General features: G+C 38.9%; 13 protein-coding genes. All 13 read right to left on the minus strand.

Features of this window, described 5'->3' with window-relative positions; translation table 11 throughout:
* Positions 1 to 31: 31 nt before the first annotated feature.
* The 13 genes from ACONDI_RS11995 to ACONDI_RS12055 all read right to left on the minus strand — a co-directional run bounded on the left by ACONDI_RS11995 (position 32) and on the right by ACONDI_RS12055 (position 14354).
* Positions 32 to 1450 (minus strand): trimethylamine methyltransferase family protein, encoded by a 1419-nt coding sequence (locus ACONDI_RS11995; protein ID WP_241078786.1) that lies wholly within the window; start codon positions 1448 to 1450, stop codon positions 32 to 34.
* Positions 1450 to 2112 (minus strand): cobalamin B12-binding domain-containing protein, encoded by a 663-nt coding sequence (locus ACONDI_RS12000; RefSeq protein ID WP_241078787.1) that lies wholly within the window; start codon positions 2110 to 2112, stop codon positions 1450 to 1452. Before ACONDI_RS12000 ends, ACONDI_RS11995 begins: the two co-directional genes overlap by 1 nt.
* A 341-nt stretch (positions 2113 to 2453) precedes the next feature.
* Positions 2454 to 3683, minus strand: coding sequence for a tRNA-dihydrouridine synthase (locus ACONDI_RS12005; RefSeq protein ID WP_241078788.1), 1230 nt, complete (start codon positions 3681 to 3683; stop codon positions 2454 to 2456).
* A gap of 38 nt (positions 3684 to 3721) precedes the next feature.
* Complete coding sequence (locus ACONDI_RS12010; RefSeq protein WP_241078789.1) at positions 3722 to 4447, minus strand: DUF2848 family protein; 726 nt, start codon at positions 4445 to 4447, stop codon at positions 3722 to 3724.
* A gap of 148 nt (positions 4448 to 4595) precedes the next feature.
* A complete protein-coding gene (locus ACONDI_RS12015) occupies positions 4596 to 5369 on the minus strand; it encodes a nitrilase-related carbon-nitrogen hydrolase (RefSeq protein WP_241078790.1) in 774 nt (257 codons plus the stop codon).
* Positions 5370 to 5384: 15 nt separating this feature from the next.
* The gene (locus tag ACONDI_RS12020; RefSeq protein ID WP_241078791.1) at positions 5385 to 5726 is read right to left on the minus strand and encodes a cupin domain-containing protein; all 342 of its coding nucleotides are present in this window, start codon (positions 5724 to 5726) and stop codon (positions 5385 to 5387) included.
* Between the two features lie 30 nt (positions 5727 to 5756).
* Positions 5757 to 6302 carry a 2-oxoacid:acceptor oxidoreductase family protein gene (locus ACONDI_RS12025; RefSeq protein ID WP_241078792.1) on the minus strand — a complete coding sequence of 182 codons (546 nt, stop codon included), beginning with the start codon at positions 6300 to 6302 and terminating at the stop codon, positions 5757 to 5759.
* Between the two features lie 12 nt (positions 6303 to 6314).
* Positions 6315 to 7118, minus strand: a complete 804-nt coding sequence (locus ACONDI_RS12030; protein WP_241078793.1) for a thiamine pyrophosphate-dependent enzyme — start codon at positions 7116 to 7118, stop codon at positions 6315 to 6317.
* A 1-nt stretch (position 7119) separates the two neighbouring features.
* Complete coding sequence (locus tag ACONDI_RS12035) at positions 7120 to 8250, minus strand: 2-oxoacid:acceptor oxidoreductase subunit alpha (RefSeq protein ID WP_241078794.1); 1131 nt, start codon at positions 8248 to 8250, stop codon at positions 7120 to 7122.
* Between the two features lie 3 nt (positions 8251 to 8253).
* A complete protein-coding gene (locus tag ACONDI_RS12040; protein WP_241078795.1) occupies positions 8254 to 8457 on the minus strand; it encodes an ATP-binding protein in 204 nt (67 codons plus the stop codon).
* Between the two features lie 47 nt (positions 8458 to 8504).
* Positions 8505 to 9722 carry an acyl-CoA dehydrogenase family protein gene (locus ACONDI_RS12045; protein ID WP_241078796.1) on the minus strand — a complete coding sequence of 406 codons (1218 nt, stop codon included), beginning with the start codon at positions 9720 to 9722 and terminating at the stop codon, positions 8505 to 8507.
* A gap of 206 nt (positions 9723 to 9928) precedes the next feature.
* Positions 9929 to 11896, minus strand: a complete 1968-nt coding sequence (locus tag ACONDI_RS12050) for a sigma-54-dependent Fis family transcriptional regulator (protein ID WP_241078797.1) — start codon at positions 11894 to 11896, stop codon at positions 9929 to 9931.
* A gap of 316 nt (positions 11897 to 12212) precedes the next feature.
* Positions 12213 to 14354: an acetate--CoA ligase family protein gene (locus tag ACONDI_RS12055; protein WP_241078798.1), complete on the minus strand. Its 2142-nt coding sequence runs from the start codon at positions 14352 to 14354 to the stop codon at positions 12213 to 12215.
* Positions 14355 to 14432 lie beyond the last annotated feature (78 nt).

Raw genomic sequence — 14432 nt, forward strand, 5'->3', positions numbered from 1 at the left:
TTTTCTCCCTCCTTAGGGGGAATTAAATTGATTACTCTTCTCCACCCTGACGGGCTATTTCTTCCAACTTTTCTCTTGATTCAGAATCTAAAACTGGTTCTACTCCTTCTTCTACCATCTCTTTAGTCTTTTTGAGAGCTTTCTCCCTAATGGTCATTGCTCCATCATCTTCCCAGGGAGTCCAGGTACGACGTTCAAATAGCTTTGGCATCCAGATCTCTTTTCTAAAGTTTTTGACAGTATGGGAAGCACGCAGGTAGTTGCCATCCTGGCCATTTTCAAAAACAACATCTTTAGCCAGGGTTTTCTCATTAACATCTACAGGCCTTGCAAGGCGTTTGACCTGAGCCATACATTCATCACAGTAAACAAAGTCGGCATAGTCTACTACTTTGTCCATATCAAGCTGCATTCCATCCATAATGTCAGCAGCAAGGCCACTTGCCATCCCGGTGATACCTGTCTCAAATCCTGCTTGAGCATCAACCACTTTGGAGTCTCTTAGCATTGCTGGCATTCTTGTCGGAAGCCCTAGATAATCTCCCATTTGACCTAAGCAAACCTTAAGGATAGCAAATTCTGGACTGGCCATAGAGATGTTACCCGTCTTCATGTCAAAGCTCCTGGCAAAGCTTGTATATATTGCCGGAGCACCTGGGTTAACCAGCTGTGAAAGGGTTAAGCAGGATAAGATCTCTGCATGAGCCATAGCAGCACTTCCAGCAATTGTAACAGGAGCAGTTACACCTGTTATTGGGCCAGAACTTACAATCAATGGGATTTTGTATTTGCTTGCTTCGATTAACGCTTCAAGGGTTAGCTGTTCTGTTTTCATAGGTGGTGTTGTAAGAATCCAAAATGACAAGAATGGACGCTCAAGGAATTCTTCCTCACTTCCAGCAGCAATAGAGGCCATCTTGATTGTGTCCTGGACACTCTTTTTCCCCGGGGCAGGCCCTGTAATGTGTTTTGTAGTGTAGCTAAGACTTGTAGCCCAGGTGTACCAGTCAGTAATATCCTGAGGTACATCCTGAGGAGTTACAGGTGGGCTTGCAAGGGATACATTGTCAAGTCTTTGTAGTATTGATGACATGATTGCAAGGTCTTCATTAGTTGCAGGGCGTTTTTTGCCTGAATCCATATCTAGTACCTGGGTTGCTTCGACCATTGCTGCAAGGGCTGGGGAATCTTTTTCGAAATTTATATCGTATTTTTCGTCTCTAGCATATAGAGTTATATTATCTCTACCTGGAAGAGTTTCCAATGCTTTTTTTACAACGTCTCTATTTACATAAACTATATCATCTTCTACTTTGCAGCCAGCATTCTTAAAATAATCTTGTGCTACGTCATAAGGCATTCTCATCCCGGTATTTTCTAAGAGGTCAAGAGCTGTTTCGTGGATCTGCTCTACTTCTTCTTGTGATAGATACTGGAGCGAAGGTTTCACTACTTATCACTCCCTTCCTTTATTTTATTTAGGATAGATACGGCAAGTTCTGCAGCTTCCTGAAGGTCTTCTGCATAACCGTCAGCACCAATTTCCAAAGCCCAATCTTTTTCTATAGGAGCTCCTCCTACTACAAAGTAAAACTGATCTCTTACACCTCTTTCGCGAAGCTTTTCTTCTAACTTAGGTAACTCTGGAGCAGTCATTGTTAGTAGACAGGACGCACCGATAATGTCCACTTCGTTCTCTAGTGCCGCATCTATAAATTTGTCAGGTGGGCAGTCTACACCAATGTCGATAACTTCAATATCTCTTGTAGAAATCATGGTTGCAACAAGGTCTTTACCTATATCATGGATATCTCCCTCAACTGTTCCAATTAAAAACTTACCTTTTTTCCTGCCAGAGCTTCCAGAAAGCTGGTCTTCGAGCTTGGTAATTGCAGCTTTGACTATATCACCAGCCAAAATCAGTTCTGGTAGGAAAAATTCGCCCGATTCATATTTTTCCCCGACAGTTTTGATCCCCGGAGTATAAGCTTTCTCAACTGCTTCGATAATTTCGACTTCATCACTTATTGCTTGATCAGTAAGTTCATTTAACTTATCCTCATCTAGATCAGCTATCGCCTCATAAATCTCGTTAAAAAGTTTGTCGCTCATTTTTTTTCCTCCTTTAGTTAAGTTAATTTGAATTTTCAACCCACTAGGCCCGCTATAAATCTTTTAGTTGTTTAATAATACATGCAATTTGTATGCCAAAACTTCAAAAGCTAGAGTTAAATTTAAATTAAATTGTAAGAAAAGTTTTTCAAATCTGACGAAAAGGCGATTTGATAAAGATACAAAGTATCAATAATTACATAATTTAGTACGACCAATAACTTTTAACATTGCTTGTTTAGCATGCGTTGTTCAATTTTTTAACGCCTGTTATTATTTTTGACAATTAAAGCCCAACTAACAACTAGTCGGGCTTTTTAATTTGATTAGAAATAAATCCTCTATTCAAAATCACCTAGATATACTGGTGCCTCTCCTTCCATATACATGGCATTCTGCGGACACAATGATACACAAAGACCGCAACCGTCACATTTGTTCTGGTCAACATCAGCCTTTTTCTTGCCTGATTCTTCGTCTTTGTCTACAGTTATAGCATCATAGAAGCACCAGCTTGGGCACATTCCACACCCTATGCAGTCTTCTTTGTTAACATAAGCATAACTACGGCTATCTCTATCTACATCATCCCACTTCATAATTTGAGGTAGAGTTATCCCTTTCATCTCATCGATTGAAGCATAACCTTTTTCTACCATGAAGTTTTCGATACCTTCGATAAATTCCTGAACATGACCAAACTGCTTCTTGCCATACATTAGAGCAGTACAGGTTTGTACATTAGATGCACCAACCATAATACACTTAACCATGTCCTTCCAGGTTTTGATTCCATTAGTCGCAGAAATCGGGATACCTACATCCTGTGCAATCTTGGCTATCCATCTTAGAGTAATAGGCCTCATCCAGGGGCCATTCACTCCGGCATAAGTTCCATGAAGAAGAGGACGGCCACTATCAATATCGATTTCTAATGCAGTAAATCTATTAATTGCTGTTACAGCATCGGCTCCTGCCTCTTTAACTTTTTGTGCAACATCAACCGGGTTGACACCATCAGGAGTTAACTTAATAATCACAGGAATGTCAACTGAATCTGCAACCAGCTTGGCAACTTCTTTTGCCGCATCAGGAGAACTACCAAGAACCTGACCACTCTTATATCCAAGATCTCTTGGGTGAGGACAGCCAAAATTTAGCTCAAGCATGTCCACTCCTGTATCCTGCATTTTTTTGGCCATGTCTGACCAGCTATCCATATCTGTACCGGATATACTGCCCACAAGCTTTACATCTTCTTTTTCACAGTGTTCTTTGGCAACTTTCATTTCGTCCATCCAGCTATCAACGTCATAAGTCGCCAAAAATTCACATGAATAGTTAGAATAGTTCTTTGGCCAACTGTCTTTTTGAAGAACTGTAAACCTTGGAGAAACATATTTTTGCAAAAGGGGCTCTGGGCTCACAGTCTTTGCAATAATTCCACCGGCTCCTGAATCTACACATTTTTTCATATATTCAGCGTTTTTACTTGGTGTCGCTGAAGCTATAACTACAGGGTTTTTAAATTTAACACCGCAAAAGTCTGAGCTTAAATCAACTTTACTCATTTTACAATTCACTCCTTTTTAATTTTGTAAATCTTTCTTTAGTCTAAGTCCTTTTTGAACCAGCTGCTGATTGGGTTCATTTCGTATTCACAGGTGATTTCTCTGCCTAATTTCTTGTCCACTAATTGAACTTTGAAGTATGATGTGTAATTAATCTGTTTGTTTGCGGCAACTGTTCCAGATAGGATCACAAGGCCGTCTAGGCTGTCTATTTCTGCTGTCTTTTTGGCTTCTTCTAATAGATCGTCTGGTGTTAACATCGCAGATAACAGGGCGTCCTGGAACAAAATAATTTCTCCACTATCAGGGTCTTTTATCCAGCTTTTTAGCTCTATATCATCCCAGTGTTCTTTGATCTCGGAATACTTCCAGACCTTTTGTCCAACAATATTTGGATAGATTTGCTTTGCTTTTGGGATGCTGTCTTTTTCTAAATCTCTGTCTGTATGGTCACTTCCCACAGTAATATAAAGATCATCTTGTGTGCATAACATCACAAACTCGGCCTCAGGAGTATGACCACTATCACTAAGGCAATCAATAATACTATCCTGGGTAATAAGGTCTCTAAATACCGGGAAAAAGCAGGGTGTTTCATCTGGTGCTCCGATACCTTTTGCTTTTAATTCATCTACGTGTTTTTGGACCTCTTCCTGATTCCTACCGGTAAAACCACCGTTTAACATTTTTTTAACTTCATATATTAATATTTCTTCATGATTTTCGCCGTAATTATCTTTCATTAAAAATTCAAGTGTGCTCAAATTCTTTTCCCTCCCTCTCATTCAATGCTCACTAAAGTCTATAGTAGCGTATATACTACAGTATATAGTAGCATGTTCGCTGCTTTATAACTAGCTGTAAATCTTGTAAGTTGTTTTGCTGTATAGTTTGTTTTAGCTATAGTACTATCTAAAGTACTATATCGTTTAACTGGGGAAATTCTTTTCTTATCTCGTGTACTTTTTCCCTATCTATTTCTATCCTTATGATTCTTTCTCTTTCGTCAGTTGATGCCAGCACTACTCCCCAGGGATCTACCACCATACTGTGGCCCAAAAATTGCTTTCCTCTGTTAATGCCTGCACAGTTACATGAGAGCATATAGCAAACATTTTCTATAGCTCTTGCCTGGTTTAGGGCAGTCCAGTTTGCCAAGCGGGGGAAAGGCCAGGCAGATACATTTAAGAAAAATTCTGCACCTTTTCTCATCATTGCTCGAAAAATTTCTGGAAATCTAAGGTCATAGCAGATGTTAAGACCAAAGTTCCCGATGTCTGTCTCAATTACTTCTACTTTGTCACCGTTTTTTAGGATTTCTGCTTCTTTTGAACCGTAGCTAAATAAGTGCATTTTGCTGTAATTACCTAAAGGCTTTCCTTCATTGTCAATCATTACGCTGGTATTATAATATCCATCCTGGCGGGCTTCTACTATGCTGCCCGCCAGTACATAGGAGTCAATTTCTTTAGCTTTTTTCGAGATTTCACTAATGGTAAAGCCATCAAGCTTTTCACTTTCTTCTTTAAACCTGTCAAAAGCAAAGAAGCCAATATTCCACATCTCTGGAAGTAGTATTAAGTCGGCGTCTTTGTTTTCGTCCATTTTTTTAAAAGCATATTCTATTCTATCTTCTTTACTCTGCTCATCGGTAAAACTAAGCTGCAGGGTAGCTACCTTAATCATGGTTAACAGCTCCTCCTACTTATAATATCTCAACTCTAAAGTCATACATCCTTCAGGAATCTCATAAGGACCGTGCTTCATTCCCGGAGGTCTACAAGCATACATTCCTTCTGTATAAACTTCTTTTTTGTTAAGGTCTTTTAGCGAACCTTTTAGAATATAAACTTCTTCCCAAAAGTCGTGTACTAATAAGTCACTTGTAACTAGTCCCGGAGGAAATTTAAGAAGTCTGCTGTAGTCTCCTGTTTCTGGGTCATGGCTTAAGATCTTTTCGATAATGCCTTCTTCTGCACCCTCAACCTGTCTCCAGCCAATACTGATGTCGTGATCAAAAAATTCTAATTCTGGTTTAGCCATTGTAATATGCCTCCTTAGTTTTTGGTTAATTTAATTTATTGTTAATTTAACTAATTCCATTCCTAGTTCCACTGCTTTTCTATTCACATCCATTTTCTTGGCAAATCTACCTTCTAGCGCTTTCTCTAGGGATTCTTTTTTGACAATTCCGCTTTTGGCAATTAAGGCACCAAGGCTCATAACATTTAATGGTAGATTAAGGTTATTTGCTTTTTCATCTCTTACTTTTTTGGCTAGAGGTAGTCCAAGAACATTTTCTCCTTCATAGGTGTCTTTAACAAAACTGCTATCATAAACTATCAGGCAATCTTCTGGTACTTTTTTATAGTATTTTTTCAGCGCTTCTTCTGTTAGGGCCAAAACCAGGTTTGGCTCGTCTACGGCTGGGTACTGGATTTCGTTATCATCAACAACTACCTCGGATTTGGTAAAGCCTCCTCTTGAAGCAATTCCGTATGAAGCAGTTTGGGCTGCTTTTTTGCCGTCTTCAATAGCTGCTTCGCCAAGAAGCACTCCGGCCACAACAAGGCCCTGTCCTCCTTCACCTCCAATTACCACTTGCCAGTTTTGTCCCATTTACCATCACCTCTAATTAATAGATTCTTTCACTTTTTTGTATTTGGTATTGAAATCTTCTTCTTCAACTTGATGAAGCTTGCCAATCGGGAAGCACTCTTTTTTCTTGCTTTCATCAAGCTCGTCGTATTTACTCTTTTTGACACCCTGATCTTTCATCATTTTCATCATGTCCACAGAATTTGCCCTGTAGTTATATCTACCATAATAGGTAGGGCATAGAGATGTTACTTCCACCATAGAAAATCCTTTGTGATCAACAGCTTCTGCGATTAAATTGTCCATCTGTTTAACATGGTAAGGTGTAGAGCGACCTACATAAGTTGCACCTGAAGTTATAGCTAAGTCGCAGATATCTATGCTCTTTTCTGCTGTTCCATATTTTGATGTGGAGGTTATGCTGCCCTCAGGCGAGGTAGATGAATACTGACCTCCAGTCATACCATAGTTAAAGTTATTTGTAACGATAGCTGTCATGTCAATATTTCTTCTTGCAGTATGGAGGAAGTGGTTACCTCCAATAGTAGTTCCATCACCATCTCCCATTAAGACAAGGACTTTAAGCTCTTCTTTTGGTATTTTTATCCCTGTCGCAAAGGATAGGGCTCGCCCATGTGTACCATGAAATACGTGAGTTCTAAAATAATCATCACTTTTTCCCCAGCAGCCGATTCCTGTTACCACGACTGTTTTTTCCGGGTCAAGTTTTAGCGTGTCCATAGCTCTTGCTATGGAAGCCAGGGTTATCCCGTGACTACAGCCTTTACACCACATCAAAGGTAGTTTTTCTTCTCTTATATAATCTTTATAACTCATTTTAGGAAGGAACCTCCTTCAACTTCTCTAGGATCTCACCGGGTAAGATATCTTCACCTGAAAATTTGTTTATCCTTAAGACATCTTTATCCCTAAACACCCTTTCAACTTCTAAGGCAAGCTGACCCATGTTTAGCTCTACAACAACCAGGTCACTGCAGTCTTTAACTGCTTCTTTTATCTTATCTTCTGGAAATGGCCATAGCGTCTTTAACTGAACAAGTCCTATTTTTTGGCCTTCTTTTCTTGCTTTGTCAACTGCCTGAAGAGAGCTTCTAGCAGAGATCCCAAAGGATATTATTGCAGTCTCGGCATCGTCCATATGGTATGTCTCAATCATACCGATATCATCGATGTTTTTTTCTATTTTGTCCCATAGTCTTTGAACAACTTTTTGTGAGTTCTCAGGGGACATGTCCAAGAAACCTTCTTCCCCGTGCATCGAAGAGTTAACCCTCTGTAGATGTGGGTCTCCATAATTAGATATTGGTGGTATCATATCTGTATCTGGTTTATAAGGCTTATACTCCTCAGGGGAGCAAGTTGGTTTCTTTCTATCAACTATTTCAAGTTCTTCTGGTTTTTTGATCTCTACGTCCTCTCTTAGATGACCAACTGTTTTGTCAGTTAGTACGATTACTGGAGTTCTGTATTTTTCCGATAAGTTAAATGCCTCAACTGTCAGATCAAAACATTCCTGAACTGATGACGGGGCAAGTACGATAATAGAATGATCCCCGTGAGTCCCCCAGCGGGTCTGCATCACATCACCCTGAGCTTGCTTTGTCGCAAGTCCTGTACTTGGGCCCCCTCTTGATACGTTAATAATTACGCAGGGTACTTCCCCTATTACTGCAACGCCAAGGTTTTCCTGCATTAGCGAAAATCCTGGACCACTTGTTGCTGTAAAGGATTTGGCCCCTGACATTGAGGCACCGATTACTGCAGCAATACTAGCGATCTCGTCTTCTAACTGAAGATAACAGCCGTCTACTTTTGGAAGCTTAGCTGCAGCAACTGCCGCTATCTCTGAGGATGGGGTTATTGGATACCCTCCAAAAAATCTGCCACCTGCAGCTATTGCTCCTTCTGCACAAGCTTCGTTTCCTTGCAAAAATTTAACTTCACCCAAGTCTTATTCCCTCCTTTCTTCTACTTCTATTGCTAAATCTGGACAGCGAAATTGACACATCTTGCACCCTATACAATCATCTGATGAAACTTCTGGGGTTTCATCAATGGTAGGCTTTAGTACCTCTTTAGGACAAAATTCAATACAGATACCGCAGCCTTTACACCTATCATTTTTAATGACGGGAAGACCTTTCTTTGTAGCCATCAGATTATTCACTCCTTTATTTGCACCCAATTATTCTTCTAGCCACTTTATTCTTCTAACCACTCTGACGGATCATACTTTGGCAGTTCTTTTCTTACGTTACCGTCTTTTCTGTTGCCTAGAGCATAGTCGGCCTGCATAAGCTGCTGTATCTCCCTGGTTCCTTCGTAGATAACAGCTCCTTTGCAGTTTCTGTAATATCTTTCTACGGGGTATTCGTTAGAGAATCCATAAGCTCCGTGAAGCTGTACCGCATCTCCGGAAGCTGCTTCTGAAGCATCGCAGGCTACCCATTTGGCAAGAGAAACTTCTTTTGTATGTCTTAGTCCTTCATTCTTCATCCAGCCTACTTTTAGATAAAGAAGCCTTGATGTCTCGTAGTCTCTTACCATCTTGGCAATCATCTGCTTAACAAGCTGATAATCTCCGATTGGATTCCCAAAGGTTTCTCTTTCTTTACTGTATTTTAGACAAGCATCTCTACAGGCTCTTACAAGACCTGTTGCTCCTGCTGCAACTGTGTATCTTCCGTTATCAAGAGCACTCATGGCAATTTTGAAACCTTCTCCTTCTTCGCCCATCATGTTCTCTGCCGGAACTTTTACATCGTTCATAGCTATCCAACCAGTGTTACCTGCTCTTACTCCAAGTTTACCGTGGATTGTGCCTGTTTCTATTCCCATGTCTCTTGATACAATGAAGCAGCTTATTCCTTTGTAATCTTTTTGTTTTTTCTTTTCCATGTCGGTCCAGGCAAAGATTAAGAAGTGGTCTGCAACGTCTGCTAGTGAGATCCACATTTTTTCACCATTTAGGACATAATGATCTCCTTCTTTTTTGGCAGTAGTCTGAAGCCCTCTTACGTCACTTCCTGCATTTGGTTCTGTAAGTCCAAAGGTAGCGATTTTTTCGCCTCTTGCCTGTGGCGCTAGATATTTTTGTTTTTGTTCTTCGTTTGCCCAGGTAAGCATTGTCATGCTGTTAAGTCCAACATGAACAGAAAGAATAACCCTAAGAGATGTGTCTACAGCTTCAAGCTCCTCACATGCAAGTCCAAGGCTGACGTAGTCAAAACCTGCTCCCCCGTATTTTTCAGGAATACACACTCCTAGTAGATCTAGCTCCTTCATCTTTTCTAAAATTGAATCATCGAATTGTTGCTTCTCATCTAGTTCTGCTATTTTTGGTTCCACTTCCTTTGTCGCAAAATCCTTTACTGTTTTAGCTAGCATTTCTTGATCTTCATTTAATGTAAAACCCAACATTTTTAAAAACCTCCCCTTAGTTTTTAATAGTTTTTTAATTTAGTTCACCCCAAGTTAACCTTCTGCCATTTAATATTGCAATTTTCATACCAACTTAATTAGCGCTAAGAAATAAAAAAAGGAGAAAACCGTACTATAAGGGGTTACGGCCTTCTCCTTTAAATTTATATTTTTCATTATTATAATTTTCGTTCAATTTCTTAACGTCAACTGTTTAGTTTTTTCCAAAGGGTTGTTCTACTAACTCCAAGCAGCGAGGCTAGCTCCTCTTTACTGCTGGTATGGTGCTTAGCCACCTGCCTTATTATTTCTTCTTCCATTTCCTTTAGCGTGCCAAGTTTAACTGTTATCCTGGTATTGTTATCATCGTCAAAATCTAATCCGTCCTCATCTTCGCAAGAACTCATTTCGTAATCGTCTTGATACAACTCCTCAATTAGTTCATCCAAATTTCTAAATGATTCAAGCTCATCCTGGTCTTTACTTAAAAGGACATACTTTTCTACAAAGTTTTTAAGTTCTCTTATATTTCCAAGCCATTTAAAACTCTTTAATCTGTTTAGATGTTTTGCCTTAATCTCCTCAACAGTTACATTTTCTTGTTCACAGATTTCTTTGACAAATAAGTTTATCAGATAAGGTATATCTTCAGGCCTCTTTCTAAGGGGAGGGATGTTAAGATTTAGAACATTTAAACGATAGAAGAGATCATTTCTGAACTCTTTGTTTTTGACCCTCTCTTTTATATTGTCATTACAGGCTGCAACCACTCTTACATCCACTGGTATTATCTCTTCTCCGCCAACTCTTCTAACAACTTTTTCCTCAAGTACTCTTAATAATCTTGCCTGAAGAGAAGGTGGAGTTTCTGTTATTTCATCAAGAAAAATAGTACCATTATGAGCAAGCTCCAACAGGCCTAGTTTTCCGCCTTTTTTGGCCCCTGTGAAAGCACCGTCCTCATACCCAAAGAGCTCACTCTCAAGTAAATTGTCCGGCAGGGTAGCGCAGTTTATAGCTACAAATGGACCATTTTTTCTTTTGCTCTCATTATGAATGCTTTGGGCGAACATTTCTTTACCGGTACCGCTCTCGCCCGTTATTAGGATAGTTGCATCATTTTTACTGTATCTTTTGGCCTTTTCAATGACTTTTTCCATTTTGGGCGAATTAGTATGAATTTGCGAAAACTCAAATCTAGCAACAAATCCCTTACTGTGAAGCTTTTTCCTAATTTTGTTTTCTAGTTTTTGTATTCTAGAGATCTCAGTAAAGTTAATAAAGATGCCTTCGTTCTGCGTTTCAAATCTTACCGGTATTCTATTAATCAGGCATTTTTTGTTTTTTAATGTTTGTACATCATTTATAACTATATCGCCATTACCTAGAATTTTGTTAAAGACATTCTTATCTTTTTTTAGCTCTTCGATATCCCTTCCTATTATCGGTTCACTCGCAGGTATTTTTAAAAGCTCTTTTCCTTTTTCATTTATATAAGTTACTTTGCCGGTGTTTTCGACTTCCATTACTCCACCATAGGAGTGGGTAAGAATTTTCTTAAACCTTTCGTTTCGTATCAGATCATTTTTCCTGACTCTCATGAGCTCATCAGCTCTTTTGAAGGCTTCGTACACTGCTTCCCAGTTAGAATAAACCATGGCACCTTTCATGCCTTTTTTGTTGGCCTTCTCAAGAATACACATACCCGAGGCAACCACAACTTCAGTCCCGTCTTCAAAAGCTTTGTCTATCTGGCTATCCAACTCATCTTGGTCTTTATAATAATAGAATTCAAGGTTTTTATTTTTTAGGTTTATTATATTTTTCATGTTATCAAAATCATATCTATTTTTTCTTTTGAAGTATTCGAAATATGCAATATTATCACCGAGGCTTTTGGCTTCGTTTAGAGCCTGTAAGATATCAAAGGAATTAATCTCTACAGGTATCATAGGCACGTCCACTTTACTTTTAATTAAAGCTCCTGTAGCGCCTCTGCTGATAATTACAGTTTTTTTATCATTTTCGTATCTTTTTGCAATTTCTACTCCTTCATCTAAGACCGCATTATAAACCTCCACTTCTTTATTTTCTTCTCTGGCTATTTTGCGCGCAAGGTCAGCAAAGTTTTTGTAGGGCGAAATTACGACTAATTTTTCATTTTGACTTTCCATTATTTTTCACCCTTTCTTTTCTTAATACTATCAGTTGTAATAGTTGTAGCGATTATAACAATTATATCACTATTATACAATACTTTTGTTGATAAGTCCCTGGAAAATATCGTTTTATGTTAAATTACAAAACTATGTATGTTTAAGTTTTGAACGTACATTGTTCATATAAGTTTTAAATTATGATTCCGGTGCAAAAAGTCTATTCACCTAACTTTGTTTCATTTGACTTTTTGCACCAGAATCAATTATTAATTTGTCTCACATGCCAATAGTAGTTATTAAGATGGTATGTGAGGCAAATATTGAAATCATACTATCTCTTTATGAGTAGCGCGTCTAAGGCTTTAACCCCTTTTCCTTCGTCTAGTACTACAAGGGGGTTGATGTCTAGTTCTTCTATATATTCTTCATACAATGAGGCAAGTTTACTTACTTTAACTATCTGATCTGCCAAGGCATCAATATCTTTTTTGTTCTTACCTCTTGTTCCTTCAAGGATTTTAAAGCTCTTAATCTCCTTTATCATCTCCAAAGCTTCAGAGTGGGTAAGGGGTGCAAATCTAAATGCCACATCTTTTAGTACTTCTACATATACTCCCCCTAGACCAAACATTACCATAGGACCAAATTTCGGGTCTCTTTTGACCCCTATAATAACCTCTTCTTTTTCTCCTGTTTCCATCTCTTCTAACAATACTCCGTTGACTTTTGCATCAGGGGAGTTTTCTTTCACTGCTTTCATTATTTCGTTGTAGGCTTTTTCTACTTCTTCAGGCGAATCAAGGTTTAGCTTAACTGCCCCTATATCACTCTTGTGCAGTACATCCGGGGAGTCGATCTTCATAACCTGAGGAGACTTAAGTGATGAAGATAGCTTTATGGCTTCATCTTTGTCACGGCATAAGCCACCTTCTGGAACTGTCAGGCCACAGGTTTTTAGAATCTTTTTCCCTTCTGACTCACCCAAGTTTTTGTCACTGTTGTTGTTTGAAAAAGCCTTTTTGAGGGATTCTTTGATATCAGGGTCAAAGTCATTAGATTCATCTTTTTTGGCATTTAATATTTTGTTTTTGGCTTTGCTGTATTTCATCAGTTTGGATAGGGATTCAAGACCCCTCACAGGGCATTTGTACCAGGGAACATCTCCCTCATCTAGCACTTCAAAGTTATCAGACATCAATCTATCTCCCGCTGGCCAGGTAACTGTTAACGGTTTATCTATTTTGTCAAAGACCTCTACAGTATCTTTTGCCATCTGTTTACCTGCTTCACCATAGATCATACTGATAACTACAATGATGCCATCTATCTCTGGTGCGTCTGCCAGGGAATTTAAGACTCCTTTAAAGTTTTCTGCTTCATTAATCACCTGGGCTGTTACATCAACAGGGTTAAGGGCTGAGCCAAAAGCGGGGATATATTTTTCTACTTCTTCTTGAGCTTTGTCCCCAAGAGAAGGAACATTGATATCTTTGTCGCTAGCCCTATCGGCAAGAAGGATACCTGCACCTCCGGAAGTAGTAACTATAGCTAAATTATCGCCTTTTGGCATTTTGTTAATCTTCTCAAGTAAATATGCAATATCTATCATCTCTTCCACACTATATACTCTTATAACTCCTGTTTGTTTGAAAAGGGTATCATAAGAAGTATCTGAGCTAACCATTGAGGCAGTATGAGAAGCTGCAGCTTTTTGGCCAACTTCTGAGCTTCCAACTTTAAGGCATATTACAGGCTTATTTGCCTTAAGTGCCCGCTCCAAAAGTTCTCTAAAGCGCTTTCCATCATTTACTTCTTCAAGATAAGTCATGATTGCACTGGTGTTTTCATCTTCAATGAAATATTCTAGAAAGTCCAGAGATTCAAGGTCTGCTTCGTTACCAGTGCTAACAACTGCACTAAAACCAACACCTTTTTCCTGGGCTGAATTAAAGATTGAATAACCAAGGGCCCCACTCTGGGTAACAAAACCAATATTGCCCTGTTTTAGCGGTCTTATCTCCATAGATGCACTAAAAGTAGAAGTATTGCCTGTTCTAAGATTCACAACACCCTGACAGTTAGGACCCAAAATACCCATCCCAGATTCTTTGGCGAGCTCCTGAATTTGATCTTGAATCTTTTTACCTTCTTCTCCCGCTTCAGAAAATCCAGAACTATAAACGATGGCATGTTTTACTCCTTTTTGGACACATTCCTGAAGTACCGGCAAAACAAGCTTATAGTTAACTATAATAAGAGCTACGTCTACCTGATCTTCAATATCGCTTATACTTTTATAGCATTTAACCCCGTGCATCTCATCATATTTAGGATTAACCGGATATACCTTTCCCTCAAAGTTGTGTTCCTTAAAGTATCTTAAAGGTCTTCCTCCAATGGAATCTAAGTTTTGCGAAGCACCTACAACAGCAATAGATTTTGGATTAAATAAAGCTGTTAAATCCTTTTTCATAAAACAAAACCTCCTATTTTGTGTTTAATTTGTTAACATATCTGTGGTTTATTTAGTACTACATGTAATATAGATGCA

Origin of the sequence: Natranaerofaba carboxydovora (assembly GCF_022539405.1) — a bacterium.
GTDB lineage: Bacteria > Bacillota > Natranaerobiia > Natranaerobiales > Natranaerofabaceae > Natranaerofaba > Natranaerofaba carboxydovora.

Bases quoted from the DNA above. Each gene is read 5' to 3' on its own strand.
- ACONDI_RS12000 (WP_241078787.1), bottom strand. From the start codon at position 2,112: ATGAGCGACAAACTTTTTAACGAGATTTATGAGGCGATAGCTGATCTA.
- ACONDI_RS12005 (WP_241078788.1), bottom strand. From the start codon at position 3,683: ATGAGTAAAGTTGATTTAAGCTCAGACTTTTGCGGTGTTAAATTTAAA.
- ACONDI_RS12015 (WP_241078790.1), bottom strand. From the start codon at position 5,369: ATGATTAAGGTAGCTACCCTGCAGCTTAGTTTTACCGATGAGCAGAGT.
- ACONDI_RS12020 (WP_241078791.1), bottom strand. From the start codon at position 5,726: ATGGCTAAACCAGAATTAGAATTTTTTGATCACGACATCAGTATTGGC.
- ACONDI_RS12025 (WP_241078792.1), bottom strand. From the start codon at position 6,302: ATGGGACAAAACTGGCAAGTGGTAATTGGAGGTGAAGGAGGACAGGGC.
- ACONDI_RS12030 (WP_241078793.1), bottom strand. From the start codon at position 7,118: ATGAGTTATAAAGATTATATAAGAGAAGAAAAACTACCTTTGATGTGG.
- ACONDI_RS12040 (WP_241078795.1), bottom strand. From the start codon at position 8,457: ATGGCTACAAAGAAAGGTCTTCCCGTCATTAAAAATGATAGGTGTAAA.
- ACONDI_RS12045 (WP_241078796.1), bottom strand. From the start codon at position 9,722: ATGTTGGGTTTTACATTAAATGAAGATCAAGAAATGCTAGCTAAAACA.
- ACONDI_RS12050 (WP_241078797.1), bottom strand. From the start codon at position 11,896: ATGGAAAGTCAAAATGAAAAATTAGTCGTAATTTCGCCCTACAAAAAC.
- ACONDI_RS12055 (WP_241078798.1), bottom strand. From the start codon at position 14,354: ATGAAAAAGGATTTAACAGCTTTATTTAATCCAAAATCTATTGCTGTT.